Below are 25,433 nucleotides of genomic sequence, written 5' to 3'. Positions count from 1 at the left end.
CCGAGCACCTCCGACGAGCGTAAGCGCTCTGGACGCACGACCAACTCAGGCTGCCGGTGTGTCGCGGCACCGGTCTGGACCGCGGCTCGCAGACTCGCGCAGGTCGTCTGGCACCCGGCTGCGCCCCTCGTGCGGTTTATATTTGAGCTGTGGTCATGACGAAGCGAGCCGAAACGTCCCTGTTGACCGACCAGGTCTACGAGACGATGCACGAGGCGATCATGAACGGTGATCTGCCTGCCGGCTCCCGCCTGCGCATTCGCGACATTGCCGCGCAGGTCGGCACCAGCGTGATGCCGGTGCGCGAGGCGATCCGACGGCTCGAAGAAGCCGGTCTGGCCGAGCGCGTCCCCCACAAGGGCGCGGTCGTCAAAGGGCTGACCCTGGCCGAACTGGTGCATGTCTACGACGTGCGCCGGTTGCTCGAGGTGGAGGCCGCACGATTGGGCGCGCAGCAGATCAGCCCCGCCGACGTCGACCGGATGCAGACCGAGTACGAACTCATGCGGGCCGCCATCACCGAACGGCGGGTAGTAGCGCTTCTCGATCACGACGAGGCACTGTTGACCATTCTCTACGAGGCGGCAGCAAACCCCGTGCTCGTCGATTCCATCCGTACCCTGTGGCAGCACTGCCGCGCCTACAAGATCGTCGGCGCGCAGGGCACCCTGGACACGGCGGGAGACGACTCGTTGTGGAGGTACCAGGAACGTCTCGTCGAGGCCGCCCGCAAGGGCGACGCCGACGCCGCGGCCGCCGTCAACAATGAGTCGTTGATCAACGCGACGTCGCGGATCAGGGTTCAACTCGCCGCTCAACAGGATGCCGGTTAGCGGAAGCGACAACGGATTTCACCGATGATCGAGAGCGCGGGAGGACACACCGAGTGAATCAGCTGCTGAGAGTCCAGAACTTCACCGTCTCGTGCTGACCGACCACACCCGTCCGTCGTTCACCCTCGGCGACACCACGTTCCACTTCGTCGACGCCGACCCCGCAACGGTCCTCGATCAGGCGCGGGATGCGGCCCAGGGCAAGGACGTCCGGCTCGGCGGCGGGGCCACCACGATCCGGTAGTTCCTGGACGCCGACCTCGTCGACACCATGCATGTGGTGGTCTCGCAGGTCGAACTCGGATCCGGGGTGCGACTCTGGGAATCGCCCGACGAGCTGCGTGACCGGTTCCACCTCGAAGTCATTCCAAGCCCCAGTGGTGTGACCCACCATTTGTTCTGGCGAAGGTCGCAGTAGACCGCGGACGGTCCGGCGACCAAGCCGGTGCCGGTTCGATCAGGGCACCTTCGGCGGGTTGTCGGGGAAGAGGAGGGCACCGATATCCTTGCCGATCGGCACAGCGTTATTGGTGTTTGCGTTGGCCGTCGGTCCGAGCGTGGCGTATACGACGATCGTGGTCTTCGACTCCGTTTCGTAGAGAGCGATGCCGTTGTAGCCCCCGAATGCCGGGTTCATGAGCAGCCAACTGCCCAGGTGAACGGTTCCGAAGGCGAAGTACTTGTCGGCAGTCAGCGGGCCCAGCCCGGCGGTCTTGTCCGCCATCATCTCCGTGAACGCCGTGTCGGACAGGAGTTCGCCGGTGCCGAGCGCACGAACCCACCGAGCGACATCGGCCACTGTCGAATTCATGTTGCCGCTGTTGAGGAACGCGGTGGGATTCCAGAACGTGGAGTCCTCGAAGACGCCCCGTTCGTTGGTGTAACCGTGGAGGATCGGTTCACTCATCTGGGGTGTCAGCACCACGCTGCTCGCGTCCATCCCCAGCGGCGTGAAGATCCGCTCCTTCAGGAGGTCGCCCAAGGGCTTTCCCGCCGCCTTTTCGAGTACCACACCGAGCAGGCACAGGTCGCTGTGCGCGTAGGCAAAGCTGGTTCCCGGTTCGAACAGCGGCGGGCGGGCGTTGGCCAAATCGAAGATCTCCTGAGACGTGAAGCCTTTGATCGGATTGGCGTAGAAGATCTTCAGGAAATCGGGGTTCGTCACGTAGTCCGAAATGCCGGTGGTGCTGTTGGCGAGCATCCGCGGAGTGATCTTGTCGGCGCGCGGAAAGTCGGGCACCCACTTGGCGATCGGCTCGTCCAGGCTCAGCGTTCCGGCCTCGGCCAGCTGCAACAGAACTGTCGACAGCATCGGTTCCATCGGCTGGCCGACTCGCAATTGCATGTCACGCGTCGCGGGAACGCCGAGCGGAGACTCCCCCACCGCCCCGGCGGCGATCTCCTCGTCGCCGCGCCATACGCCGAATACGGCGCCGCTGAGATCGAGCTCCGTCAGCTTGTCGCGAACGATATCGACGACCTTGTCGGCCTCGGGATCGTCCGTGTGCACGACGTCAGGACCGTGCTCCGCTGATTGCTGTTCGCCGCTGCGATCGTCCGATCCACAAGAAACGGTGGCAAAGGCAAGAACGATGCTGAGCGCGGCGGCCGTTCGACGCAGCCGGCTACGAGTCGACAAGCTCATGGGGTCGATCCCTTCGTACGCAGAGGTCGAGTGGGAGTCGCTGCTCACTTGGATCCTAAGTGCAGACTGTCGCCGCCCAGGGACGTTCCGGCCATTATCTGATCGACTGGTCGAGGGGCAATAACCAGCACTTTCATCCGAGCGGCGCCAAATGGTGCCACATAGCACCACTTTTGAGCCATCAAACCCTTGCGTTGGTGCCATACCTGTGCCACGATGGCACCATGGATTTGACACCGTATGTGAGCAACCTCGGACGTGAATTCGCCACCCTCGCCGAAGCCGGCGGTGACGAATCCCGTGCGTTGGTCGAGCGCCTGACCGGGTCGCTCGAGTCGGCGATCCGGATGACGCTGCTGGACGCGCTGTCCGCCGCCACAGACGAGATCACCCAAGATCTGGCCCCGGGCTCGGTGGAGTTGCGCCTGCGCGGACGCGATCCGAACTTCGTCGTGACCGCACGGCCCGCCGAGCCGATCGAGGAAGCGGCCGAGGACGATGCGGCACCGGCCGACAGCGGCACACCGATCACCGAGGACGGCCCGACCGCGCGGATCAACGTGCGCCTCCCCGAACAGCTCAAGGCCGCGGTCGAGGAGGCCGCAGCCAAGGAGGGGCGCTCGGTCAACGCCTGGCTGGTCCGCGCGGCTTCGTCCGCGCTGCAGCAACCGGACCGCGTCCAGCACGCCCAGCAGCGCGGCAAACAGACCAAGCAGAGCCTCACCGGCTGGGTGCGCTAGCCACACCGCCTTCCACCACACCACGTCCCCGACCTGCGGGGATGTGTCACCTACTCAACCTGAGGGGACAGCTGTGCCCAATTTCGATACACCCGAACCGATTTCCGTCACGCTCGAACTCGGTGTCGGCAATGTGCGGATCACCGCGAGCGACCGCACCGACACCACCGTCGACGTACTCCCGAGCGACGCATCCGATGAGTCGGATGTGCAAGCCGCCCAGCGGGTCCGCGTCGACTACGCGAACGGCGTGCTCCAGGTCGTGGGGCCGAAAGCGCGCGCTCTCGACTTCTCCCGCAAATCCAGGTCGGTGGAGTTGTCCATCGACCTGCCCAGCGGTTCGCAGGTTTCCGGCGAGGTGCAGGTCGGAGACGTCAGCGGCACGGGCCGGCTCGGGCAGTGCAGGTTCAAAACCTCCGCCGGAAACGTCCGGCTCGAGCAGACCGGTCCGTTGCGTGTGGACACCGCGGCCGGTCACGTCACCGCGGACGGCGTCGCGGGCAACGCCGAAATTCGCACCGGCTCCGGGAAGGTCCGCATCGGCGAGATCGAAGGCTCCGCAATCGTCAAGAACTCCAACGGTGACACCACGATCGCCGCGGTCACCGGCGACGTCCACGTGCGCTCGGCGAACGGCGACATCTCCGTCGACCGCGCCGGCGCGAGTGTCGAGTCGAAGACGTCCAACGGCAGCATTCGCCTCGGCGAGGTGGCGCGCGGTTCGGTCGAGCTCGGGACCGCGATGGGCGACCTGGAGATCGGCATCGCCGAGGGCACCGCCGCCTGGCTCGAGGTGAACACCAAGTTCGGCCAGGTACGCAACCTGCTGGACAACACCACCCGGCCCGAGGCGTCCGACGAGACCGTCGAGGTCCGCGCGCACACCTCGTTCGGCGGCATCACGATCCGCCGTTCCTGATCCACTTCTGGCCCTCGAGAAAGGGAAACCATGACCACCAGGCAATCTCAGCCGGCCATTGCGGTGACCGGGTTACGCAAGTCGTTCGGCGACCACGTCGTGCTCGACGGCATCGATCTGACCGTCCCGCAGGGAACGGTCTTCTCCCTGCTCGGCGCGAACGGCGCCGGGAAGACCACCACCGTCAACATCCTGTCCACCTTGATCAGCGCCGACGCCGGTGATGCCCGGGTCGCCGGCCACGACCTCACCCGCGAATCCGACGCGGTGCGCGCCGCAATCGGTGTCACCGGCCAGTTCTCGGCGGTGGACAACCTGCTCACCGGCAGGGAGAACCTGCTGCTGATGGCGGATCTGCACCACCTCGCCCGCAGCGACGGCCGGCGGCGCGTCGCCCAGCTGCTCGAACAGTTCGACCTGGTCGATGCGGCCTCGAAGCCGGTCTCGACATACTCCGGAGGCATGCGGCGGCGGCTCGACCTCGCGATGACCCTGGTCGGCAGCCCGCGCGTGATCTTCCTCGACGAGCCGACCACCGGCCTGGACCCACGCAGCCGCCGGGCCATGTGGCAGATCGTCCGGGACCTGGTGGCCACCGGCGTCACCATCTTCCTGACCACCCAGTACCTGGAGGAGGCCGACGAACTGTCCGACCGGATCGCGGTCCTCGACCACGGCCGACTGGTCGCCGAGGGAACCGCGGACGAGCTCAAGCGCCGCATCCCCGGGAGCCACGTCCGCCTGCAGTTCGCCGACCCGCGCGGCCTCGAAGCAGCCGAGCGCGTCCTCGACCGGGTCTCGCGCGACCCCGACGCGCTCGCCCTCCGTGTGCCCAGCGACGGCAGCCTCCGCTCGCTGAAAACCCTGATCGACCGGCTCGACGACGAGGCCATCGAGGTCGATGAGCTGTCCGTGCCCACCCCCGATCTCGACGACGTCTTCCTCGCCCTCACCGGCAACCCCCACAACGAGAAGGTGACCTCATGATCAGCACCCCTGCCCACACCCTCGCCGGGCCGTCCCCGGCGGACCTCCGGTTCCACCCGCTGCGCGACTCGGTAACGATGCTGCGCCGCAACCTCGATCACATGCTGCGGTACCCGTCGATGACCGTGACGCTCGTCGGGATGCCGGTCGTCTTCCTGCTGCTGTTCGTCTACGTGTTCGGCGGCACGTTGGGCGCAGGGCTCGGCGGGGTGTCCGGTGGGCGCGCCGAGTACGTCAACTACGTCGTGCCCGCGATCATCCTGATGACCGTGACGGCCGCGGTGCAAGGGACAGCGATCTCGGTCGCGATGGACATGACCGAGGGGATCATCGCCCGGTTCCGCACCATGCACATCGCCCGCGTCTCGGTGCTGACCGGACACGTGCTGGGCAGCGTGATCCAGGCGATGCTCAGCGTCGCGATCGTGATCGGCGTGGCGCTGCTGGTCGGCTTCCGGCCCACCGCCGGCGTGGGCGCGTGGCTGGCCACTGCCGGGTTCCTGGTGGTGGTGACGTTCGCGCTCGTGTGGCTCTCCGTCGCGCTCGGCCAGGTGAGCAAGACCGTCGAGGCCGCGAGCAATGTGGGTATGCCGCTGGTCCTGCTGCCCTTCCTCGGCAGCGGATTCGTCCCCACCGACTCCATGCCTGCCGGGCTGCGCTGGTTCGCCGAGTACCAGCCGTTCACCCCGATCATCGAAACCCTGCGCGGCCTGCTCATGGGTACCCCGATCGGGAACAACGCATGGATCGCGCTCGGCTGGTGCGCCCTCATCACCCTCGGCGGATACCTCTGGTCGAAAAAGCTCTTCAACCGCGAGTACTCGCGTTAGCCGCACGGCCCCGGGCCAACCGGTCAGCAGCACCCACCGTCGACACGACCAACCGTCACGAAAGGAAATCCGATGAGCAAAACGGTCGCCGTCCCGTACGGCCTCCCGATGGAGCGCGATGCGGGCCCCTTCGACCCGCCCCAGCAGATCACCCGGCTGCGCGAGTCTCGCCCGGTCAGTCCCATGATCTTCCCCGACGGTCACGAGGGCTGGCTCGTCACCGGCTACGACGCGGTCCGCCGGCTCATGGCCGACACCCGGTTCAGCTCCCGCCAGGACATCGGCATTCTCCACGTGCCGTACGAGACTCCCGGCATGCCCGTCGCCATCGAGCCGTCGCCGCAGGTGCCGGGCCTGTTCATCGCCATGGACCCGCCGGACCACACCCGGCTGCGGCGCACACTCACCGGCGCCTTCACCGTCAAACGCATGAAGCAGCTCGAAGACCACATCATCGACGTCGCCGAGCGGCAGCTGGACGAGATGGCGCGCCTGACCCCGCCGGTCGACCTGGTCGAGGAGTTCGCGCTGCCGGTGCCCTCGCTGGTGATCTGCGAACTGCTCGGTGTCCCCTACGCGGACCGGGAGACGTTCCAGGTCAACTCCGCCAAGTTCCTGGTCAAGGAGCAGCCGCTCGACGAGAAGATGGCCGCGTACATCGCACTGACCACGTACCTTTCCGAACTGGTCACGCGCAAGCGCGCCGCCCCCGGCGACGACATCCTGTCCGATCTGGCCCGCGACGACGACCTCACCATCGAGGAGCTGACCGGTGCCGCCTTCCTGTTGCTGCTCGCCGGCCACGAGACCACCGCCAACATGCTGGCGCTGGGCGCCTTCGCGCTCCTGGAGAACCCCGAGCAGCTGGCGGAACTGCGCGCCGACCCGGACCTGCTCCCCGATGCCGTGGAGGAACTCCTGCGCTACCTGTCCGTTGCCGACATCTTCTATCGCTACGCCACCGAGGACATCGAACTCGGCGGTGAAACGATCCGGAAGGGATCGACGGTCGTCGTCTCGTTGCTGGCCGCCAACCGCGACCCGCAGCGCTTCGACAACCCCGACACCCTCGACATCCGCCGCAAGGCCCGCGGTCACCTGTCCCTCGGCCACGGCGTCCATCTGTGCCTGGGTCAGCAGCTGGCCCGCGTCGAGATGCGCGCCGGTTTCGAGGGATTGCTGCGCCGCTTCCCGACCCTGGAGCTCGCCATCCCCGCCGGCGACGTGAAACTCCGGACCGACATGAACATCTACGGCGTCCACGAACTGCCGGTCACCTGGACGGAAACGTCCCGGTAGAACCGTCGGCCGAGCGCGTCAGCCGATCCAACCAGTCGCCGAACAGGGCGGCGAGCAGTTCGGGCCGCTCGTGCATGAGCGCATGACCGACGTCGTCGACGACGGCCAGGGTGGCGTGCGGGTAGCGCTCGAGCAATTCGGCCGCGTCGGCGTAACCGACGACCGAATCGCGACGGCCGGCCACGATCAACGTCGGCCCCGAGAACGCGCTCGACCCGACGTCGATCGTCCACCCGGCGAAGATACGTCCGAGCGCCTCCTCGTCGACGAGCGTCGTACCCGGCACCACCTGGTCGCGGTAGCGGCGAGCAGTGGCCGCCGTGCGCACGACGAAGTACTCGTCGAAACCCGCCCACTGCGCACGCTCGAGTTCGTCGTAGGCATCGGCGTCCTGGCGAACCACGGCGTGGTCGGGCACGTGTCGTGACCGCTCGGTGACCGGGCACAACAACGTCAGGCCGAGCACCGTGTCCGGTCGCTGTGCGGCCACCCCGCGTGCCAGGTAGGCGCCGTAGGAATGTCCGACCAGCATCACCGGGCCCGCGCCCAGGCTGTGGATGAAGTCACCGATCAGCCTCACCACATCGTCGTTGCTGGTCAGGCCGTCGGTTGTCGACAGGCCCATCCCCGGCAGGTCCGGATAGATCCGCCGGTATCCCGTGCCGGGAACGATGGCCTCGATCGCCGCCTCGATCTCACGATGATCCACACCGACGCCGTGCAGAGCCACGAGCGGCGCGCCGCCGCCGTGCTCGACGTAATGGACCAGGACTTCGTCGATCCGGCGCTTCATGTCGACACCTTAACGATCCACGCCGACCACACGAGCTTCGCTCGACCAATTGCCCGGTCCCCCGTCGACAACTGAAATATGCTGTGTGAGGTGGACATCGTCGATGCTCATCATCATTTCATCAACCTGCCCGACCTCGTGTACCCGTGGATCGACAGTCGCCAACCCGCGCTCACCGCCTTGCTCCCGAACTACTACGACGCCGCGCACCGGTACCTGCCGCACGACTATCGGGCACAGGTCGAGGGGATGCCCGTCACGGCCTCGGTCGCGTGCGAGTTCGGTGCAGCAGACGGTGTCGCGGAGGCCGTCTGGATTCAGCACTGCGCCGACCGCGTCGGTGTTCCGAACGCCTTCATCGCGGCCGTGCAACTCGATTCAGACGATCTCGCAAGCGTTCTCGCGCGATATCGGGATCTCCCGGTGGTCCGGGCGGTTCGCCAGCCGCTGTACTGGGCGGCCGATCCGATCAAGCGCCTGGGTGCGCGCGGCGACTACCTGTCGGACCCGGCCTGGTTGCGTGGATTCGAGCAGGTCGCCGATGCGGGGCTGGTGTGGGATCTGCTCGTGTACGACGAGCAGCTACCCGCCACTCACGAGCTCATCGCTGCGTTTCCCGAGACCACCTTCGTGCTGGAGGCGGTCGGTTGGCCAGTCGATCTCACTGCCGAGGGCTTCTCCCGTTGGGAAGAACGCCTCACGGCGGTGAGTCGGTTTCCGAACGTCGTCCTCAAGTTGCAGGGAATCGCCCTCATTTTCGGAACATCCCGGGAAGCGATCGGTAAGTGGATCCGGACGGCGCTCAGCATCTTCGGCGCCGGGCGATGCATGTTCGCCTCTCATTACCCGATCGACCATCTGCTGTGGGATACCGAAACCATGGTGTCCACCGTCCAGGCAGCCCTCGGCGACTTGTCGTCGACAGAACGAGCGCTCTTCTTCGGCGAAACCGCACGGCGGGTGTACCGCCTGCCCGCCGGTGACGCCTAATATGAGGGAGATCGGAGTACCTGCAGTTTCGACGCCGCCAATCCAGTTTCGGGTTCCGGCCAACACTGTGAGGAGTCCACGTGACGCGAGAGGGAAGTATCCGGGTCGGCGACCGGACGATCACGTATCTCGAAGCCGGTGACCCGGGCGGGCCACTCGTGCTGCACAACCACGGGGGACCCTCGAGCCGACTGGAGGCCGAACTGTTCGATTCGTATGCGGAGGCCAATGGACTGAGATTCGTGTGCGCGGACCGGCCGGGCATGGGCGGGTCCGATCTTCAGCCGGGTCGCACCTTCGAAGGCTGGACCGATGACCTCCTGCTGCTGGCCGACTCCTTCGGCGCACAGCGATTCGCGGTGACCGGCTGGTCCGAGGGTGGACCGTGGGCCCTCGCGGCCGCCGCGTATCTGGACCCCGCACGCCTGGTCGATGTCGTGTGCATCGCCGGTGGCAATTACGGAACGTTCGGATCGAACTGGGCCGCGAAGTATCTCAGTAGCGTCGACGCGCTGGGCGGCCGCCTGGCACTTCACTTCCACCCTGGTTTCACACTCATGTACGACGTGCTCGGTATCAGTGCCACACACTTCGCGGATCGCTACGCGAAGGCGATCACACAGTCGGCGTGCACCGCGGATCGGGAGGTGCTGGCTGACGAGAAGGTCCTCGACGCGTTTCTGAGGGCAGGGCGCGAATGCTTTCGACATGGCGCGGACGGACTCGTCGCCGACGCCACGATGCTGTACAAGGCCTGGCCGTTCGACATGACGAAAGTAACGCGCCCCGTGCACTTCTGGCAGGGAAGCGCCGACACCCTGGTGCCTGAGATCATCAACAAGACGGTAGCGGACAAGACCCCGGGCGCCGTCTGGCACCCGATCAGCGGTGGTGGTCATTTCATTGCGGTCAGTCACGCGAATGACATTCTCGCGCTGGTAGCGAACGATCTTGCGCCAGCGGAACACTGACGCTCCTCGTCAGGCCAGGACTTCTCGGGCGTCGAGCCGAGTCCGGTAGAACAGCACCGTCACGGCGACGACCGCTTCGAGTGCGGCCGTCGCGAGCGCCGCCACCATCGGAGTCGACATCGAATGACCCATCGGAGCCGACGCCGCCGCATGCATCGCGTGCCCGTGGTGGCCGCCGCCACCGGAACCGGGACTCATCACGGTGACGTGCAACGCGATCATGCCGACGTTCATCAGCGCGACGAGACCCCAATCCCGGTGCGAACCACGCATCCACAGGTGCCGTGCGCAGTACAGGCATCCGAAGATCATCGCGGCGGTCACCAGTGCGACCATCGGCGACGACGTCGCATGCTCATCGAGCGACGCGGCGTGGAGCCCGGCCGCGGCGACCGCGAGGGCCGCGGCCGCCCGCCGCAACCAGTGGCTGGTGCGGCGGGCGATCGGAGAAAAGACGGCGGCCACGACTTCTAGCCTTCGCAGCAGTGCTTCGCGGTGCTCGCCGGCACGTCGAGCGCGGGGTTGCGGTCGAAGAATCCGACCGGCTTGAGCGTGAACCCGGCATAGTCGACCGGCATGACCGGCCAGTCCTCGGGCCGGGGGAAGTGCGTCAGCCCGAACGTGTGCCACAGCACCAGGTCTTCGCCCTCGATGTCCCGGTTGCCCGCCACGAACGTCGGCAGACCGGCCTGGCCCGGGTGCTGGTTGACGAAGTCGCCTGCGGGATAACGCTCGGACTCGTCGTATTGCGTGACCCACAGGTGTTTGGTCGCGAACGCGGCACGGGAGGCGATCGAACTGGACGGATCCGCCAGGAGCACCGGCTGACCTTCGGGGTGCAGCGCGTACCCGACGTCCTGACCGAGCCGGTTCTGCTTGGTGGGATTGGTGATGTGCCAGACCCGGGCCTTGAGGTTGTCGGCGGTGCGTTGCCCCTCGGATTCGGTGGTCAGCTTTGTCTTCTGGCAGCGGAAGGCGTTACCCCACGGGTTCTCCGGGCCCATCGGGACGGGCACGGCATCCACTTCCTCGACGGTGTTCACATTGCCGTCGACGGCCATGTCGAGCCGGGCGGAGAAGAGGTGCTGGTGGAACGGGGCGCCGAGCCCGGGCGCCATCTGGGTGGAGAATCCGTCGGCACCGCGGTAGGCGGAGGTGAAGACGATTCCGGTTGCCTTCGCCTCGAGTTCGATGGTGCCGTCGAGGTAGAGGTACCAGTAGAACCCGTAGTCGTAGTTACCGATGGTGAGGAAGAACGAGATGACGAGGCGGCGCGAGCGGCGGGTCTCGGTCATGCCGTTGAACATGTCCGTGTGCTTCCACAGGACGCCGTAATCCTCCTCGTGGAGGCAGATCGCGTTCTTCATGACGCGCGGGTCACCGGACTCGTCGGCGATCGTGACGTCGAAGTACTGGATCTCACCGAGGCAGTCGCAGCCGAGTTCGAGCGAGTTGGTGTACCGGCCGAACAGGTACTCACCCTGGTCGAAGTAGTTCTGCCAGTATCGAACCGGGGACGGATCGGCGTAGGGAACCACCATCTCGGCGATCGAGGCACGATAGATCACGGGACGTTCCACTCCCCCGTCGTCGAACGAGAGCTGGTGCAGCGTCAAGCCCTCGCGCACATCGAAACCGAAGCGGAACTTCCAGTCGGCCCAGGTGATCTCGTTGCCGTCGACGGAGAAGCTGGCACCTTCGGGTTGAGTGATCTCGATGGGTTTGAGGTCGGTGCGGGTGGGTGTGGCGTGCGGTTCGGCGTTCCATTCGCCGCGCTCGGCTGGGACGGGAAGCTCGATCTCGTCGACAACCTTCACGACGCGACGCTCGGTGAGGTCGACGTACGCCACGACCCCGTCGATGGGGTGCGCCCACGGCAGGTCCGCCTTGTCCTCCTGGTGGAAGGCGAGGACGCGGACGATGCGGTGCCCGACCTCGTCCTCGTGACCGAACACGCCGGCCGACAGGGGAACCGCCCGGACCTTCGACGGTTCGATGCCGCGCTTGGCCATCGCCGCGAGCCAGTCGGAGCTGCCGAGCAGGAACGCCTCGATGTCCTCGAACTCCTCGTCGAGGATCGGCACGTGGCCGTCGGTGGCGGAATCGACGGTGGCCCTGCTGATCACGCGGTTCTCCGTCACCGACACGACGAGGTCGGTGCCGATGCCGGTGGATCGATCGAGCAGCAGGATCCGGGCGCGTCGCTCGATCGGGTCGCCCGGTGTGAACGCGAGGACCGTGGACTTGTGCGGCTCGGCGAGTGCGACGAAGACGAAGCGCACGTTCTCGCCGATCAGCCCCTCGTCGGTGAGGAGTGCTTTCGCCGACCGGATCTCGTCCGCAGACAACGGAGTGAGCGGATGGTCCGGGGCGGCGGAACCGACGGTGGCCGGGGTCTCGGTGGTGGCGGTACTCATCGTGCGATCTCCTTGTCGATGATGGTGTCGTTCGTGTCGTGCTGCGGTAGAGCGGTGTCGTGGCGTGCGGCGTGGGGTCGGAGTACTGCGACGGCCGCTCCGCCGGCGAAGGTTCCTGTGAGCAGGACCCCGATCACGGCGGCGAGAGTGCTGGACCCGCCGACGAGAAGGGGAAGGTTCGCGACGGTCATGATCAGAAGCCCGGCCAGGCCGACGAGGCCGAGCAGTGGTGCGATCACGGTGTTCCACACCCGCCGGTCCACCCGGGTCCGGCCGAAGTAGACGAGGACGGCCACGGAGGTCAGGGTCATCAGTGCGACGATGCCGACGGAGGACACACCGGCGAACCAGGCGAACACCTCGGTCACCGGATCGAGTCCGGCAACGGCGGACGCGACGATCAGGACGAGAGCGGACGCCGTCTGCACGACCGACGCGACGTACGGCGACGCGTGCTTGACGTGCGAGCGGCCGCATCCCGCCGGTAGGGCCGCACTGTTCCCGAGGGAGAAGATGTACCGGGAGAGCACGTTGTGGAAGGACAGAAGGGCGGCGAACAGGCTCGTGATCAGGAAGATCTGGACCAGGTCGCCGGCGATCGCGCCCACATAGCGGGTGGCGGTCTCGGTGATCATCCCCTCCGGATTCTCGGTCGCGATGGCCACGGCACCCTCGTCGCCCCACGCGCTGACCATCGCCCAGCTCGACAGTGCGTAGAAACCGCCGATCACCAGCAACGCCAGGTAGGTGGCCCGGGGAATGGTGCGGCCCGGGTCGCGGGCCTCGTCCCGGAAGACGGCGGTGGCCTCGAATCCGATGTACCCGGCGATGGCGAAGATCAGGGCGATGCCGGGTGCTCCGGAGAAGAACTCGGCGGGGTGGAACGCCGCCGTCGAGAATCCCTCGTCGCCGCCGCCCCGGACGATGACGGCGGCGTCGATGACGAGGACGATCCCGACCTCGCAGACGAGCAGTACGCCGAGCACCTTGCCGGAAAGGTCGATGTGCCGGTATCCGAGGATCGCGACCACGGCCGTCACGGCCAGGGCCCACACGTACCAGGGAAGTTCGGGGCCGCCGTGAGCGGTGACGAAATCGTTGACGGCGGCTCCGATGTATCCGTACACCGCGCCCTGGACGGCGGTGTAGGACAGCAGCGCGAGGAATGCGGAGCCGAGACCGGCATGCCGGCCCAGCCCCTGCGTGATGTAGGTGTAGAACGCGCCGGCGCCGGGGAGGTGCTTGGCCATCGCCGTGAATCCGACGGCGAAGAACAGCAGTACCACCGTGCAGACGATGTAGGACGCGGGATAGGCGGCGCCGTTGCCCGCTGCGATGCCCAGAGGGACGGTTCCGGCGATCACGGTCAACGGGGCCGCCGCTGCGACGACCATGAACACGATGGCACCCGGACCGAGGGTGCCTGCCAGTCTGCGAGGGGTGCCGTCGCTGACCGCACTCGAGTGCGTGGGGGCGTTGGTTGTCATGGTTTCCTTCGACTTTCACGAGGAGAGGGTCTGCGTGGATGCTCCGCGGTGAGCTCTGGGACGAGCATGCGACTGCGGGTTGTCGGCGCAGTTGCCGAAGCGTCACAGTCCGTCGACAGCAAATGAGAACGCACGCAGGACGATTCTCATTCGGGTCCGGTCGAGAATCTAGAGGGCGATGTTGACGGACTTGCTCTGGGTGTATTCGGCGATGGCACCTTCACCGAGTTCGCGTCCCCACCCGGACTGCTTGTAGCCGCCGAACGGAAGCGCCGTGTCGAAGGCATTGTGGCAGTTCACCCACACCGTGCCCGCCTTGATCTCGGCGGCCACCTCGTGGGCGCGGGACACGTCCCGGGTCCACACGCTGGCGGCGAGGCCGTAGGGGGTGTCGTTGGCGGCCGCGCGGACGCCGTCTTCCCGGTTGAACGGCACCGCCACCGCGACCGGGCCGAAGATCTCCTCCTGGTACACGCTGAAGTCACGGTTCACATCGACCAGCAGGGTGGGCTCCACGTAGAAGCCGGTGTCGCCGTGCCGCTGCCCGCCGGAGAGCGCGCGGGCACCGTCGGCGAGTCCGGCGTCGATGTATCCGGTGACCTTGCCCAACTGCTCCTCGGAGATCAGCGGGCCGATGTCGTTGGTGGGGTCGAGTCCGGGTCCGATCTTCTGGGACTTCGCGAAATCGGCTACACCGGAAGTGAATTCGTCGAAGATCCGGTCCTCGACGAGAAGACGTGTTCCGGCCGTGCAGGCCTGGCCGTGGTTGAACAGGAACCCGCTGGCCACGCCCGGGATCGCAGCCTCGAGGTCGGCGTCGGAGAAGATCACCTGCGGGCTCTTGCCACCGAGTTCGAGGGACACCTTCTTCAGGTTCCCCGACGCGGCATTGACGATCTTCTTTCCGACCTCGGTCGAACCGGTGAACGCGACCTTGTCGACGTCGTCGTGACTCGACAGCGCCGCGCCGATGTCGCCGAAACCGGTGAGCACGTTGAACACGCCGTCGGGGACGCCGGCCTCGGCGATCACCTCGGCGAGGAGCAGCGCGGTGAGCGGTGTCTGCTCGGCAGGCTTGAGGATCATGGTGTTCGAGCAGGTCAGCGCGGGTGCCACCTTGAACGCGGCCATCACCAGCGGGAAGTTCCACGGGATGATCTGTGCGCACACACCGACCGGCTCACGGGTGGTGAAGGCGTGGAATCGGGCTCCGGGCGCCCACGGCACCGACACAGGGATGGTGCGGCCTTCGATCTTGGTGGCCCAGCCGGCGTAGTAGAAGAAGATCTCCGCCGCCCACGTCACGTCGACGGCCTTCGCCACCGCCACGGACTTGCCGTTGTCGATCGACTCGAGCTGCGCGAACTGATCGGCCCGGGCCAGAATCCCCTCGCCGATCTTCCAGAGGATCCGCTGGCGTGCCGCGGGGGTGAGCGAGCGCCACGGCCCGGACTCGAAAGCCCGCCGGGCCGCCGCTACCGCCCGGTCCACGTCTTCGATTCCGGCGTGCGGCACTGTCGTGATCACCTGTCCGGTGGCGGGATCGACCGTCTCGAACGTCCTGCCCGACGCGGAGTCCACCCATCGGCCGTCGACGAACATGCGCTTCGGCGACGAAACGAAGTCGACGACCCGGGGGTCGAGTCCGGCGGGGGTGTGAACGACTGCAGTCATCATGTCCTCTTCGATGGAGTGAATGAATCTGTGAATGAATCCGGCTTCTGCAGAACACTTTTGGCGGTGGTTTTCGCCTCGTCGTGCTGCGGCCTGAACCCACGATAAACCCCGAATGTGTCGCCGGTCACTACTAAATCCGGATGGGAATCAGCGACTGCGGCATTCTCATTCGACTTTTCCGGCCACGACGGCGCCGATTCTCATTCCGGCTTTTCGGGTCGGTGCAGCTGATCCGCCGTGTGCGCCGGCGCCGGCTCCGGAATCGGGAACGAATTCTCCGGCCATTCTCATTCGAGGTGATCGAAAATTAATTCCGATCGGCGCATCGCGCTCGTCTCCTGCGCTAGCGTGCAACTCATGCAGCCCCGGGTTGATCACTCGCTCGGGGCCGGCCGGAAAGTGTGGAGAGCAGGTGCGTGGTGTCCGGTACACCGAGAATCAGAAGTAGATCACCGGTCGCCGGTCTCGAGCGGGCGCGTCTGAGTTTCGTCCAGGTGCTCGGGCAGTCCGTTTCCGCGGTCGCACCGTCGGCCGTGATGGTCACGCTGCCTGCTCTCGTCATACCCGACGCGGGCCGGGCGACCATCGCGGTGTTCGTCGCGGCGGCGATTCTGATGACGGCGGTCGGCTACTGCATCGGACAGTTCGCCACCCGGATGGTGGCCGTCAGCGGTCTCTACAGCTACATCGTGAAGGGACTCGGGGCGGTGCCCGGCTTCGGCGGGGGCTGGTCGCTGCTCGTCGGCTACGCGGCCGCCGCCATGGCGAGCACACTCGGTGCCGCGAGTTACCTCGCCGCGCTGCTCGGCCGAGTCGGACTTCCGGCGGGGTCGCCCCTCATCGCGGTCCTCGCGGCGATCGTCGGACTGCTCGCCCTTCTCCTCATGGTCCGGGGCGTGCAATTGTCGGCGCGGATCATGCTCGCCATCGAGGTCTTCGCGATCGTGGCCGCCTCCGCTGCGCTGGTGGTCGCGTTCGTGCAATCGATCCGCGAGGGCGCGACCCCGTCCGCGGGCGGCGCGAAGTCAGGGTCCGCGGTCGGGTTCGCCGTACTGCTCGCGATCACGTCGTTCGTCGGATTCGAGAGCGCGGGCACGGTGGCGCGGGAGGCCCGCAACCCGTTCGTCGCCGTCCCGCGCGCCATCCGGTGGACCCCCATCGCGCTGGGCGTTCTGTACGTGTTCGCCGCCGCCCTGCAGTTGCCGGAGCCGGTGCGGCAGGGAGTCGACTCGCTGCCGATCGTCCTCACGTTGCCCGACACGTCCGGCGCAGGTTCGTCGGCGCTCTCGATCGTCATGGAACTCGGCATCACCGCCTCCTGGTTCGCGTGCGTCCTCGGTTCGACGACGGCGCTGTCGCGCACCCTGTTCGCGATGGGCCGCGAAGGGGTGGTTCCGAGCGTGTTCGGCCGGACGCACCACCGGTTCCACACTCCGCACGTGGCGTTGACGGCCGCGATGCCGGTCGTCGTCGCGGTGCCCGTCCTCTATCTGTTCGTCAGCGGTTCGAGCCGCGACGTCCTGATCGGACTCCTCGCCGTGTCCGCCCACGGCTACGTCCTGGCGTATGTCCTGCTGTGCGTCGCGACGCCGGCGTTCCTCCGGCGGATCGGCGAACTGACTCGACTTCCCGTGATCGTCGGCGTGCTGACGGCGACCGCGATGGTCGCACTGGTCGGGTGGGCGGCGTTCTCGCGGGCATATGTCGCGGGCGCGGCGACCGCCGTCTACGTTCTTCTGATGCTTGTCGGCGCCGCGGTCTTCGCGATCCGCGCGAGGCGATCCCCCGGAATCGGAGAACGGATGGGTGTGTACGACGAGGCCGTGGCCGAAGACCTGCTCGGCCGGTACCGACCGTGGGAGGTCCGCCGGTGAGCGCCGACGACAGAGCCCTGTCGGGGCGTCAGCCGAAGGCCGTCACCAGCGCCCTGCGGGTGCTCGAGGAGGTGGCCCGGGCCGGCTCGGGTGTCACAGCGAAAGACATCGCGGCCCGCCTGTCGATGCCGTCGGCGACGACGTACCGCCTGCTCAACATCCTCGTCGGCGAAGGCTATGTGGTGCGGCTCCCCGACCTGTCCGGGTTCGCGCTGGGCCAGAAGATCGGGATCCTCGTCGACGCGGCCGTCGTGCCCACCGTGTGTGCGGCGGCGCGTGAGGTTCTCGGCGAACTGCGACTGTCGGTGCGCTTCGGGGTCCACCTGTTCTTCTACACCAACGTCGCCGTCCGCACGGCCGACGCGGACCCCGAATACCCGCCGCCGGAGGACGAGTCGTTTCTCAACCAGCACCTCTACGCGTGTGCGGTCGGCAAGCTCCTTCTCGCGGAGAAGTCGGAACTCGAATCCGTGATTCCCCGCTGGGAGCCGCGGGCGCTGACGGCCCGCACGATCGTCGTAAGGAGCGAGTTGCTCGCGAATCTGGACCTGATCCGGAGCCAGGGCTTCGCCACCCAACTCGCGGAGCTCCGGGACGCGTCGGCCTGCGTGGCCGTCCCCGTCCGGGCCGGAACGGGGGCCCTCGTCGGCAGTCTGGCACTGTCGGGACACGTCGATCACGAACACCTCATGCTGCGCCACGTCCCGTCGCTGCGGGAGCACGCGGAGCGGCTGGCCCCGCTGATGGCCTAGCGCTCAGATCCCACCCGGCGAGGCAGCTGCCGACGTCAGGCGCCGACGGTCACTCCGCGCGGTGTGGGAGTGAGACTGGCGCCGCCCAGACCGAGGTGGTCGCGCAGGGTGCTACCGGTGTAGTCGGTGCGGAAGAGTCCACGCCGCTGCAACTCGGGGACGACGAGGTCGACGAAGTCGTCGAACGTTCCCGGCGCCTGGGCTGCGGACAGGATGTACCCGTCCGCCTCCCCGCCGAGGAATCCTTCCTCGATCTGATCGGCGATCTGCGACGCCGTCCCGACGAACTGCGGCAGCAGCACACCCTGGGCGTAGAGCTTGCCGATGTCGCGCAACGTGAGGTTGTCCTCGACGCTGAGCCGGCGCGCGACGTCGAACAGCCCCTGCGTACCCGGCACGACGACATCCTCGATCGGGGCGTCGAGGTCGTACTGCGAGAAGTCGTGATCGGTGTGCACCGACAGCGTGATCAGGCCGGAGATGGGGTCGGCGAGTTCGTTGTGGAACGCCTGCTTCTCCCGCGCGATCGACTCGGTCTCCCCGACGAACGGCACGAAGGACGGGAAGATCTTGATGTCGTCCGGGTTGCGCCCGAAGTTCGATGCACGCGACTTCACGTCGTCGTAGTAGGCCTTACGGCCCTCACTGGTCGGGTCGATCTCGAAGATCGCCTCGGCCCAGCGGGCAGCGAAGTCCTTACCGACCGAGGAGGACCCGGCCTGGATGATCACGGGACGGCTCTGCGGTGAGTGCGGCACCGTCAACGGTCCGCGCGTCTTGAACCACTCGCCCTCGTGGTCGACGGTGCGCACCTTGTCGGGATCAGCGAACACGCCCGACGCCTTGTCCTGCACCAGAGCATCACGGTCCCAGCTCCCCCAGAGCTTGAACGCGACCTCGAGGAATTCCTGGGCGCGGTCGTACCGCTCGTCGTGGCCGAGGTGATTCTCGATGCCGAAATTCTGGGCCTCGGCCTGATTGAGCGAGGTGACGACGTTCCAGCCCGCCCGGCCCCGCGACAAGTGGTCGAGCGTGGCGAAGATCCGCGCCACCTCGTACGGGTGGAAGTAGGTGGTGGACTTGGTGATCGCCAGACCGATCTTCTCGGTCACGTTGGCCAGGCCCGCCGCTACCAGCGAGGGGTCGATGGTCGCCGACGCCTGCGTCCCACTGCTCAGCGGGACACGGATGTCGTTGCCGTACCGAACTGGTGTGGCGAGGAGATCGGCGAAGAACAGGAAGTCGAACTTGCCGCGTTCGAGGGTCTGCGCCACGCGCCGGTAGTAATCGGGTCCGAGGTAGTCGGTCTCCGACGCCGGGTGCCGCCACGCGGCGTGGGAGTGCGTGACGTGCGAGGCGATGAGGAAGCCGGCGAGGTGTAGTTCACGAGACATGGTGTGAGTCCTTGATCGGTCAGAAGTCTTAGTTCAGCCTTCAACAACGCGGCAGTGGATGTCACCGATTGGACTCAGCGTGACGCGAAGTCCGCGACTGTCGCAGACTCGAATGGAGCCGAGTCCGTCGAAGCCAGGCGATATCCGGTGCGCGGAAATAAGATGAGTGATGACGAAAAACGCGCCGGCCCCACACCATCCGGTCATCCTCGAAGCCCTCCCGTGAAGTCGACTCTGTCGTCGATCCTCGCCGGGTGCGTGGTGGCGCTCGCGCTCCCGTGGGCGCATCTCGCCGTGGCCGACGCCGCGCCGGACTCCGCCATCCGCTACGTCGCGTTGGGTGATTCGCGAGCCACCGGGTCTCTGCACGATCCGTTGTCGATCCGAGACGGGTGCTTCCGCACCGCCGACGCGTACCCGCAGATCGTCGCCGACACCCTGCGCGCGGAATCGTACGTCAGCAGGGCGTGTGCGGGAGCGAAGACCGAAAACGTCACGGAAAAACCACAATTCACCATCACCGGACCGCAACCACCGCAGATCGGGGCACTCCAGCCGGACACGACGTTCGTCACCGTCAGCATCGGGGGAAACGACATCGCGTGGTCGTCGTTGGTGGAGCCCTGCTACACGCTCGCCCCGGGGCTCGACGCGAACTGTCGCTCCGACGCCACCACGGCCCGGCGCATGAACGACGCTCTCACCGTGCTCGGCCCGAAGGTGTCCGCCACCATGGCTGCGATCACCGAGAAGGCCCCCGCTGCAACCGTGCTCCTGGTGGGGCACGGCGGCATCTTCGGCGACCGCGGTTGCTGGCCCTACATCCCCACGAGCGATGCCGACGCCGCCTTCGTCGTGCGGTTCTTCGTGAGAATGAACAACGTTCTCGCCGACGCGGCACGGCGCAACGACGCGTACTTCGTCGACGTGGCCGCCGCCGCGGTAGGGCACGACGCGTGCGCCGGATCCGATCTACGGTGGTTCGAAGGCCTCGTCCCCCAATCGTTCACGATGCCCCTGCACCCCACGCACGAAGGGCTGAGGGCGATGGCGTCGCTCGTCGTCGCGACCCGTCCATGACCGGCTTCGTCGGTGCCGAGTTGTGCCATTCCCACCCCAGAGCGGTTAGCCTGCCCTTACAACGTCGCGTCGAGGTGAGGAGTGATGGATGCGGGTCGCAGGGATCATGGCCGCGGTTCTCTTGGTCGGCACGGTGGTCGCTGGGTGCGCGTCACCGGAGACGGACTCACCGTCTGCGTCCGCGAACAGTGATGCCCACCCCGTGACCACGACGGGAGCGCTGGGGTCGGCGACGATCGACGAGCGCCCGGAACGCGTCGTTGCCTTGAGCTGGACCGACGCCGACATTCTGCTGTCGCTCGGCGTGACTCCGGTCGCAATCGGGAAAGCGCCGAACGAGTCGGGCGTGCAGCCGTGGACGGCGGAAAGTCTCGGGGACTCCCATCCCGCCATCCTCCAGGGCGTCAATACCAATGTCTCGGTAGAAGAAGTCGCCGCGCAGGCTCCGGATCTGATCGTCGCCACCAAGTCTTTCGGGCTCGACAATCAGTACAGCCAACTCTCGGAACTGGCACCCGTCGTGCACTATGCCGACACCCCGTCGGCCGAGACCTGGCAGGACGCGACGCAGACGATCGCCGCGGCGCTCGGTATCTCCTCGCAGGGAGACGACGTGGTGGCGCAGACCGAATCGGCGATCGATGATGCCGCCGCTGCCCATCCCGCCCTCGACGGCAAGACCTACGCCTTCTTCGTCGGACCGCAGCCCGACTCGACCTACGTCGTCAATTCGACCGACGACGCCGGAGCGAAGTTCCTCGACCAAGTGGGGTTGACGCTGACCCCGTTCGCCACGGCACAACCTGCCAGCAATATCCCCGGGCGTGCCCAGATCAGCAATGAACTACTCGCCGACACCGATGCCGATCTCATCCTGGCAACGAGTTCCAACGGCGCGTTGGAGAGTGTGGAACAGCAGCCGGCATTCCAGTCGCTCGGCGCTGTCGAGCGCGGCGCATACGTGCCGCTGGCACCGACGCAGGCACAGTCCATCGCCTTCCCCTCACCGCCCAGCCTCGATTGGGCCCTGGACCAGGTGGTTCCGCTCCTCGACTCCGCCGTGCAACGTTAAGGACCTCGGAAGTTTCTCCCGACACACTCGTCAATCCGTCCGCAAGCACGTCGATGCACCGCCGCACTACTGGACATCCGACCCAGTGGCGCAGTCGTGTGGTCGTCCGGTATACCCTTAAACAGGCCGTCCGGTTTGTTAACGGGATAGCTCGTAACCGATACCGACGCTCACACGAAGAACATCGATATCTGTTTCCCGACACGTGGTTCTGTTCCACGTTCCGGGAACGGAAGGACCGCAGTGCTGTTGGCAGAAACGTCACGAACACCGGCCCCCGCGGCCGCGCCCCACCCCGAGGACTGGCGCGAGCTGGCCTCATGCCGCGGAGTCGCATCGTCGGTGTTCTTCTCCCCCGACGGCGAACGCGGTCATGCGCGAGCCCGTCGCGAAGCGAACGCCCAGCAGATCTGCCAGGACTGTCCCGTGCTCGCCCACTGCCGCGACCACGCCCTGGCCGAGGACGAACCGTACGGGATCTGGGGCGGGATGACCGAAGCCGACCGCCGACGGCACGCCCGCCGACTCCGTTCCGGCAGCCGCCGTTGACAGGTTCCTCCTACCCGCGGATCACCGTGCCTCCAGCTTGTCGATGTCGGCGAGGACTTTCTTGTGCCAGGCGATCTCCGTCTGGATGCGCATCTTGGCGTGGGCGACGATGAGATCGTCGGCCGTACTCTGGTCGGGCCATCGGCGATCGAGCTGGTGATCGAACTGCAGCTCGCGTGCCGCGAGGACCGCGATGCGGTCCTCGACGTAGCCGCGGAGCACCTCCCGGTCGAGATCTGCGCTCACAGCCAGGGCGAGGTCGACGGGGTCCGGTTTGAGTTCGAACTCGGTGAACGCCTCGTCGCGGAGCGCTCGGAGTTCCCTGGTTCCTTCGGCCGTGATCTCGTACACGGTTCTGGCGGGCAATGCTCCGTCCCGCTCTGTCCGCAACGGGCGGATCAGACCCTCGTCTTCGAGCCGATGCAACGCACCGTAGAGCGACCCGGGTTTCACCTGTGACCACAATTCGGCTCGATCCAGACGCGCGTCGCGACGCAGTTGGTGACCGTGCATGGGTCCCCGCTTGGAGAGAGCGCCGAGGACGAACAGCCGCGTGGGATTCATGCCATCAGTTCTACCGGAGTACTCATATTTGAGTACTCTCCGTCGTATGGCTATTCGACCGATCCTCATTGCCGGAGACACCAGACTGACCACACCAGCGGTGACGGTCACCGCGTTCGACAGCGAACTCGCCGCCTTCGTCGATGACCTCTACGAGACCAACACCGCAGCTCACGGAGCCGGCCTGGCCGCCAACCAAGTCGGAGACCCGAGGGCGATCTTCGTGTACGACCTGATCGACGACACTCGGCGACATCGAGGGCACGTCATCAATCCGATGCTCGAGACTTCGCCGCTGCCCGAGACCATGCCCGACCCGGACGAACTCGAAGGATGCCTCTCCGTTCCGGGCGAGCGCTACCCTACGGGCCGAGCCGACTGGGCGAGAGTGGTCGGCGTGGACATCGACAACAACCCGGTCTCCGTCGAGGGCACCGGCTATCTGGCCCGCTGCCTGCAGCACGAAACCGATCATCTCGCCGGGCATCTCTACCTCGACCGGCTCGTCGGACGCAATCACCGCGCCGCGCGCAAGATGATCAAACGGCGTCAGTGGACCGACCCCGGCAATACGTGGGTACCCGGGGCGGACCGTGACCCCTTCGCTTGGTGAGTGGTATGACGTCGGTTCTCTGCTCCGTGTAATAGATCTCGGTGCCATCGGCGGTGGTGACGTACGGCATGACTGATGCACCTCGTGTGGGTGTGCGGTGATGGGTCGAAGCATTCGGGTCGGACGGCGGCGTCGACCGGACCGGTCCGCGCCACGGACGGGAGGTGCGCATCGATCGAACGACGATGCAGCCAAGTCGAATACATTGCCGAGCACCGCATCGCTCATCGCAGTGAAGCGTTTGCGGTCGACGTGATACATCTGGGTTCACGGATTACGCTCGGGGCAAGGGTGATTCGCTTGATCGCGGGACGCTACTGCCCTTTCGGCTGTGCCCGCTCTCGGGCACAGCCGATCAGAGGTGGCGCACCCGAAACCGACGTCCGCGGCTAGAACCCACCGTGTCCACCGAAGCCACCGAAGTGGCCGAAGTGCCCGAAACCTCCGAAGCCACCGAACCCCCCGTGGAAGGGCCCGACATCCTGTCGTCCGGGTCCGAACGGCCCCGTCGCTCCCGGCCAGCCCCAGGGGAAACCGGAATCCGGGAGGTCCGTCACGGGACCCGCATCCGGCACGACACGAGCAGCGGGTGTACCCACATCGGGTACTGTTGCGGCGGAAGCAGTTCCGGCACCGAGAGCGAGCAGGGGTGCGATTGCTGCCGCGGCGACCGCCGTGCGGATTGCGAACTTGTTCATTGTCCTCACCTTCATTTTCTTTCTGTGCTGCGCCGACTTGTGCGGTGCTTGCGATGGGTTGATGATCGAACGACCATTGATATAAATCGTCGCGGAAACGGAACCCCGCGTCGTCACTGCCAGCAGGAGCTTGCGGATGCAACCAGCCGCAATCTCGGTTTTCCAGGTAGCTGCAATGCCATGATTGTTCGTTGTGTGCGAGACGGCGTCATGGCGTGTCGGGCCGGGCGCCGATGAAGTATTCTCGAAGTCGGTCACTTTCACGGTGATCGGGCGCTTTTCTCATGGACGGGGAAACTCGGGGTCGACGATGGCCGAATTCCATCCTCCGGCGACGCGGTCCGATCCGCTCGGGGCGATTGCGGTAGAGCTGGCCGCGGCCGGCTTCGACGATGCCCACGAAGTCGGACGTGGCGGTTTCGGAGCGGTCTACTGCTGCTGGCAGCGCTCTCTCGAACGCACTGTTGCCATCAAGGTGCTGACTGCCGCTGCCGCGCTCGACTCGGACAATCTCGACCGGTTCCTCCGCGAGCAGCACGCCATGGGCAAACTGTCCGGGCATCCCAATATCGTCAGTATCTTCCAGAGCGGCACCACGGAATCGGGCATGCCCTACATCGTGATGCAGTACCACCCACGCAACTCCCTCGACGCACTGATCCGCGAGGCAGGCCCTGTGAGCTGGCAGGATTCACTGCATATCGGGGTCAAAATCGCCGGGGCGCTCGAGACGGCACACCGGCGAGGCACCCTCCACCGCGACATCAAGCCCGCGAACATCCTGCTCACCGAGTACGGGGAGCCTCAACTGACCGACTTCGGCATCGCACGAATAGCGGGTGGCTTCGAGACCGCCACCGGCCTCATCTCCGGTTCCCCCGCGTTCACCGCCCCCGAGGTACTCCAGGGACAGACCCCCACACCGGCGTCGGATCTCTACAGCCTCGGCGCCACGCTCCTGTGTGCGCTCAACGGTCACGCGGGCATCGAACGCCCCCGAACCGAGCAGACGGCCACCCAGGTGCCGCAGACCCCCGACGGAACGATGTCCGATGCGACGCAGACCGACATTCCCGCCGACGTGCGCTCCGCCATCAACCATGTGATGGCGGGCAACATCGAGGATCGTCCTGCGAGCGCCGCCGAGTTCGGGGAGGAATTGCGGCGGATTCAGCGCCGCCACGGCCTGACCGTCGACGACATGGCGGTGCCCACCGACCTCGGCGACCCCCACGACCGCGACCATCCG

General features: G+C 66.4%; 23 protein-coding genes and 2 pseudogenes. 16 read left to right on the top strand and 9 right to left on the bottom strand.

Annotated elements, in window-relative coordinates; translation table 11 throughout:
- The first annotated feature begins 155 nt into the window (after positions 1-155).
- Together CJ177_RS13960 and CJ177_RS48325 are read left to right on the top strand one after the other, a co-directional pair.
- Positions 156-833 carry a GntR family transcriptional regulator gene (locus CJ177_RS13960; protein WP_005250982.1) on the top strand — a complete coding sequence of 226 codons (678 nt, stop codon included), beginning with the start codon at positions 156-158 and terminating at the stop codon, positions 831-833.
- 91 nt (positions 834-924) lie between these two features.
- A pseudogene (locus CJ177_RS48325) lies at positions 925-1,251 on the top strand (dihydrofolate reductase family protein); the annotation flags it as partial.
- A 39-nt stretch (positions 1,252-1,290) separates the two neighbouring features.
- Here CJ177_RS48325 and CJ177_RS13950 read toward each other — a convergent pair.
- Entirely contained in the window at positions 1,291-2,478 is a 1,188-nt protein-coding gene (locus CJ177_RS13950; protein WP_095867949.1) for a serine hydrolase, read from the bottom strand.
- A gap of 224 nt (positions 2,479-2,702) precedes the next feature.
- Between CJ177_RS13950 and CJ177_RS13945 the strand changes: the two genes are divergently transcribed.
- The 5 genes from CJ177_RS13945 to CJ177_RS13925 all read left to right on the top strand — a co-directional run bounded on the left by CJ177_RS13945 (position 2,703) and on the right by CJ177_RS13925 (position 7,253).
- Positions 2,703-3,218 (top strand): YlcI/YnfO family protein, encoded by a 516-nt coding sequence (locus tag CJ177_RS13945; protein ID WP_095867948.1) that lies wholly within the window; start codon positions 2,703-2,705, stop codon positions 3,216-3,218.
- A gap of 73 nt (positions 3,219-3,291) precedes the next feature.
- Positions 3,292-4,137 (top strand): DUF4097 family beta strand repeat-containing protein, encoded by an 846-nt coding sequence (locus CJ177_RS13940; RefSeq protein WP_005250978.1) that lies wholly within the window; start codon positions 3,292-3,294, stop codon positions 4,135-4,137.
- A 30-nt stretch (positions 4,138-4,167) separates the two neighbouring features.
- Positions 4,168-5,124: an ATP-binding cassette domain-containing protein gene (locus CJ177_RS13935; protein ID WP_095867947.1), complete on the top strand. Its 957-nt coding sequence runs from the start codon at positions 4,168-4,170 to the stop codon at positions 5,122-5,124.
- Positions 5,121-5,954: an ABC transporter permease gene (locus tag CJ177_RS13930; RefSeq protein ID WP_095867946.1), complete on the top strand. Its 834-nt coding sequence runs from the start codon at positions 5,121-5,123 to the stop codon at positions 5,952-5,954. Before CJ177_RS13935 ends, CJ177_RS13930 begins: the two co-directional genes overlap by 4 nt.
- A gap of 72 nt (positions 5,955-6,026) precedes the next feature.
- Positions 6,027-7,253 carry a cytochrome P450 gene (locus CJ177_RS13925; protein ID WP_095867945.1) on the top strand — a complete coding sequence of 409 codons (1,227 nt, stop codon included), beginning with the start codon at positions 6,027-6,029 and terminating at the stop codon, positions 7,251-7,253.
- Here CJ177_RS13925 and CJ177_RS13920 read toward each other — a convergent pair.
- Entirely contained in the window at positions 7,228-8,046 is an 819-nt protein-coding gene (locus tag CJ177_RS13920; protein ID WP_095867944.1) for an alpha/beta fold hydrolase, read from the bottom strand. The two genes, CJ177_RS13925 and CJ177_RS13920, sit on opposite strands and share 26 nt — an antisense overlap.
- A gap of 78 nt (positions 8,047-8,124) precedes the next feature.
- On the opposite strand from CJ177_RS13920, the gene CJ177_RS13915 reads away from it, so the two are divergent.
- Both CJ177_RS13915 and CJ177_RS13910 read left to right on the top strand, forming a co-directional pair.
- The gene (locus CJ177_RS13915) at positions 8,125-9,036 is read left to right on the top strand and encodes an amidohydrolase (protein ID WP_025433282.1); all 912 of its coding nucleotides are present in this window, start codon (positions 8,125-8,127) and stop codon (positions 9,034-9,036) included.
- 80 nt (positions 9,037-9,116) lie between these two features.
- On the top strand, positions 9,117-10,007 hold the full coding sequence (locus tag CJ177_RS13910; RefSeq protein ID WP_005250972.1) for an alpha/beta fold hydrolase: 891 nt from the start codon (positions 9,117-9,119) through the stop codon (positions 10,005-10,007).
- Between the two features lie 9 nt (positions 10,008-10,016).
- On the opposite strand, the gene CJ177_RS13905 is transcribed toward CJ177_RS13910, so the two are convergent.
- The 4 genes from CJ177_RS13905 to CJ177_RS13890 form a co-directional block, all read right to left on the bottom strand.
- Entirely contained in the window at positions 10,017-10,472 is a 456-nt protein-coding gene (locus CJ177_RS13905) for a hypothetical protein (protein ID WP_005250971.1), read from the bottom strand.
- A 5-nt stretch (positions 10,473-10,477) separates the two neighbouring features.
- On the bottom strand, positions 10,478-12,424 hold the full coding sequence (locus tag CJ177_RS13900; protein ID WP_005250970.1) for a primary-amine oxidase: 1,947 nt from the start codon (positions 12,422-12,424) through the stop codon (positions 10,478-10,480).
- A complete protein-coding gene (locus tag CJ177_RS13895; protein WP_095867943.1) occupies positions 12,421-13,911 on the bottom strand; it encodes an APC family permease in 1,491 nt (496 codons plus the stop codon). Before CJ177_RS13895 ends, CJ177_RS13900 begins: the two co-directional genes overlap by 4 nt.
- 168 nt (positions 13,912-14,079) lie before the next feature.
- Positions 14,080-15,585, bottom strand: a complete 1,506-nt coding sequence (locus tag CJ177_RS13890; protein WP_061697276.1) for an aldehyde dehydrogenase family protein — start codon at positions 15,583-15,585, stop codon at positions 14,080-14,082.
- A 422-nt stretch (positions 15,586-16,007) separates the two neighbouring features.
- Here CJ177_RS13890 and CJ177_RS13885 point away from each other — a divergent pair, with 422 nt between their 5' ends.
- Both CJ177_RS13885 and CJ177_RS13880 read left to right on the top strand, forming a co-directional pair.
- The gene (locus CJ177_RS13885) at positions 16,008-17,462 is read left to right on the top strand and encodes an APC family permease (protein ID WP_179443222.1); all 1,455 of its coding nucleotides are present in this window, start codon (positions 16,008-16,010) and stop codon (positions 17,460-17,462) included.
- Positions 17,459-18,214, top strand: a complete 756-nt coding sequence (locus CJ177_RS13880; RefSeq protein ID WP_095868225.1) for an IclR family transcriptional regulator — start codon at positions 17,459-17,461, stop codon at positions 18,212-18,214. Before CJ177_RS13885 ends, CJ177_RS13880 begins: the two co-directional genes overlap by 4 nt.
- A 35-nt stretch (positions 18,215-18,249) precedes the next feature.
- Here CJ177_RS13880 and CJ177_RS13875 read toward each other — a convergent pair whose 3' ends face one another.
- Positions 18,250-19,608 (bottom strand): LLM class flavin-dependent oxidoreductase, encoded by a 1,359-nt coding sequence (locus CJ177_RS13875; RefSeq protein WP_095867942.1) that lies wholly within the window; start codon positions 19,606-19,608, stop codon positions 18,250-18,252.
- A gap of 222 nt (positions 19,609-19,830) precedes the next feature.
- Between CJ177_RS13875 and CJ177_RS13870 the strand changes: the two genes are divergently transcribed.
- From CJ177_RS13870 to CJ177_RS13860, 3 genes are all read left to right on the top strand, one after another.
- Positions 19,831-20,688 (top strand): SGNH/GDSL hydrolase family protein, encoded by an 858-nt coding sequence (locus CJ177_RS13870; protein WP_095867941.1) that lies wholly within the window; start codon positions 19,831-19,833, stop codon positions 20,686-20,688.
- An 88-nt stretch (positions 20,689-20,776) separates the two neighbouring features.
- On the top strand, positions 20,777-21,760 hold the full coding sequence (locus tag CJ177_RS13865; RefSeq protein WP_095867940.1) for an iron-siderophore ABC transporter substrate-binding protein: 984 nt from the start codon (positions 20,777-20,779) through the stop codon (positions 21,758-21,760).
- Between the two features lie 243 nt (positions 21,761-22,003).
- Positions 22,004-22,309, top strand: a complete 306-nt coding sequence (locus tag CJ177_RS13860; RefSeq protein WP_005250961.1) for a WhiB family transcriptional regulator — start codon at positions 22,004-22,006, stop codon at positions 22,307-22,309.
- A gap of 21 nt (positions 22,310-22,330) precedes the next feature.
- Here the strand turns inward: CJ177_RS13860 and CJ177_RS13855 are convergent, their stop codons facing one another.
- Positions 22,331-22,873 carry a PadR family transcriptional regulator gene (locus tag CJ177_RS13855; RefSeq protein WP_025433288.1) on the bottom strand — a complete coding sequence of 181 codons (543 nt, stop codon included), beginning with the start codon at positions 22,871-22,873 and terminating at the stop codon, positions 22,331-22,333.
- Positions 22,874-22,919: 46 nt separating this feature from the next.
- Between CJ177_RS13855 and CJ177_RS13850 the strand changes: the two genes are divergently transcribed.
- Positions 22,920-23,486 (top strand): peptide deformylase, encoded by a 567-nt coding sequence (locus tag CJ177_RS13850; protein ID WP_095867939.1) that lies wholly within the window; start codon positions 22,920-22,922, stop codon positions 23,484-23,486.
- A gap of 389 nt (positions 23,487-23,875) precedes the next feature.
- Here CJ177_RS13850 and CJ177_RS13845 read toward each other — a convergent pair whose 3' ends face one another.
- A complete protein-coding gene (locus tag CJ177_RS13845; RefSeq protein WP_095867938.1) occupies positions 23,876-24,184 on the bottom strand; it encodes a hypothetical protein in 309 nt (102 codons plus the stop codon).
- Positions 24,185-24,494: 310 nt separating this feature from the next.
- Here CJ177_RS13845 and CJ177_RS49390 point away from each other — a divergent pair.
- Positions 24,495-25,259: pseudogene (locus tag CJ177_RS49390) on the top strand (serine/threonine-protein kinase); the annotation flags it as partial.
- Positions 25,260-25,433: the final 174 nt, after the last annotated feature.

Origin of the sequence: Rhodococcus sp. ACPA1 (genome assembly GCF_002300195.1) — a bacterium.
Taxonomy (GTDB): Bacteria; Actinomycetota; Actinomycetes; order Mycobacteriales; family Mycobacteriaceae; genus Rhodococcus_F; species Rhodococcus_F opacus.
Note: the sequence above shows the minus strand (reverse complement) of the source record. Positions and strands in the feature narration are given on the sequence as shown.

What these genes read in the sequence shown, in the direction of transcription:
- CJ177_RS13890 (WP_061697276.1), bottom strand. Translation starts at nt 15,585, where the DNA reads ATGACTGCAGTCGTTCACACCCCCGCCGGACTCGACCCCCGGGTCGTC.
- CJ177_RS13900 (WP_005250970.1), bottom strand. Translation starts at nt 12,424, where the DNA reads ATGAGTACCGCCACCACCGAGACCCCGGCCACCGTCGGTTCCGCCGCC.
- CJ177_RS13865 (WP_095867940.1), top strand. Translation starts at nt 20,777, where the DNA reads ATGCGGGTCGCAGGGATCATGGCCGCGGTTCTCTTGGTCGGCACGGTG.
- CJ177_RS13895 (WP_095867943.1), bottom strand. Translation starts at nt 13,911, where the DNA reads ATGACAACCAACGCCCCCACGCACTCGAGTGCGGTCAGCGACGGCACC.
- CJ177_RS13875 (WP_095867942.1), bottom strand. Translation starts at nt 19,608, where the DNA reads ATGTCTCGTGAACTACACCTCGCCGGCTTCCTCATCGCCTCGCACGTC.
- CJ177_RS13935 (WP_095867947.1), top strand. Translation starts at nt 4,168, where the DNA reads ATGACCACCAGGCAATCTCAGCCGGCCATTGCGGTGACCGGGTTACGC.
- CJ177_RS13950 (WP_095867949.1), bottom strand. Translation starts at nt 2,478, where the DNA reads ATGAGCTTGTCGACTCGTAGCCGGCTGCGTCGAACGGCCGCCGCGCTC.
- CJ177_RS13920 (WP_095867944.1), bottom strand. Translation starts at nt 8,046, where the DNA reads ATGAAGCGCCGGATCGACGAAGTCCTGGTCCATTACGTCGAGCACGGC.
- CJ177_RS13845 (WP_095867938.1), bottom strand. Translation starts at nt 24,184, where the DNA reads ATGAACAAGTTCGCAATCCGCACGGCGGTCGCCGCGGCAGCAATCGCA.
- CJ177_RS13855 (WP_025433288.1), bottom strand. Translation starts at nt 22,873, where the DNA reads ATGAATCCCACGCGGCTGTTCGTCCTCGGCGCTCTCTCCAAGCGGGGA.
- CJ177_RS13960 (WP_005250982.1), top strand. Translation starts at nt 156, where the DNA reads ATGACGAAGCGAGCCGAAACGTCCCTGTTGACCGACCAGGTCTACGAG.
- CJ177_RS13915 (WP_025433282.1), top strand. Translation starts at nt 8,125, where the DNA reads ATGCTGTGTGAGGTGGACATCGTCGATGCTCATCATCATTTCATCAAC.
- CJ177_RS13930 (WP_095867946.1), top strand. Translation starts at nt 5,121, where the DNA reads ATGATCAGCACCCCTGCCCACACCCTCGCCGGGCCGTCCCCGGCGGAC.
- CJ177_RS13925 (WP_095867945.1), top strand. Translation starts at nt 6,027, where the DNA reads ATGAGCAAAACGGTCGCCGTCCCGTACGGCCTCCCGATGGAGCGCGAT.
- CJ177_RS13850 (WP_095867939.1), top strand. Translation starts at nt 22,920, where the DNA reads ATGGCTATTCGACCGATCCTCATTGCCGGAGACACCAGACTGACCACA.
- CJ177_RS13945 (WP_095867948.1), top strand. Translation starts at nt 2,703, where the DNA reads ATGGATTTGACACCGTATGTGAGCAACCTCGGACGTGAATTCGCCACC.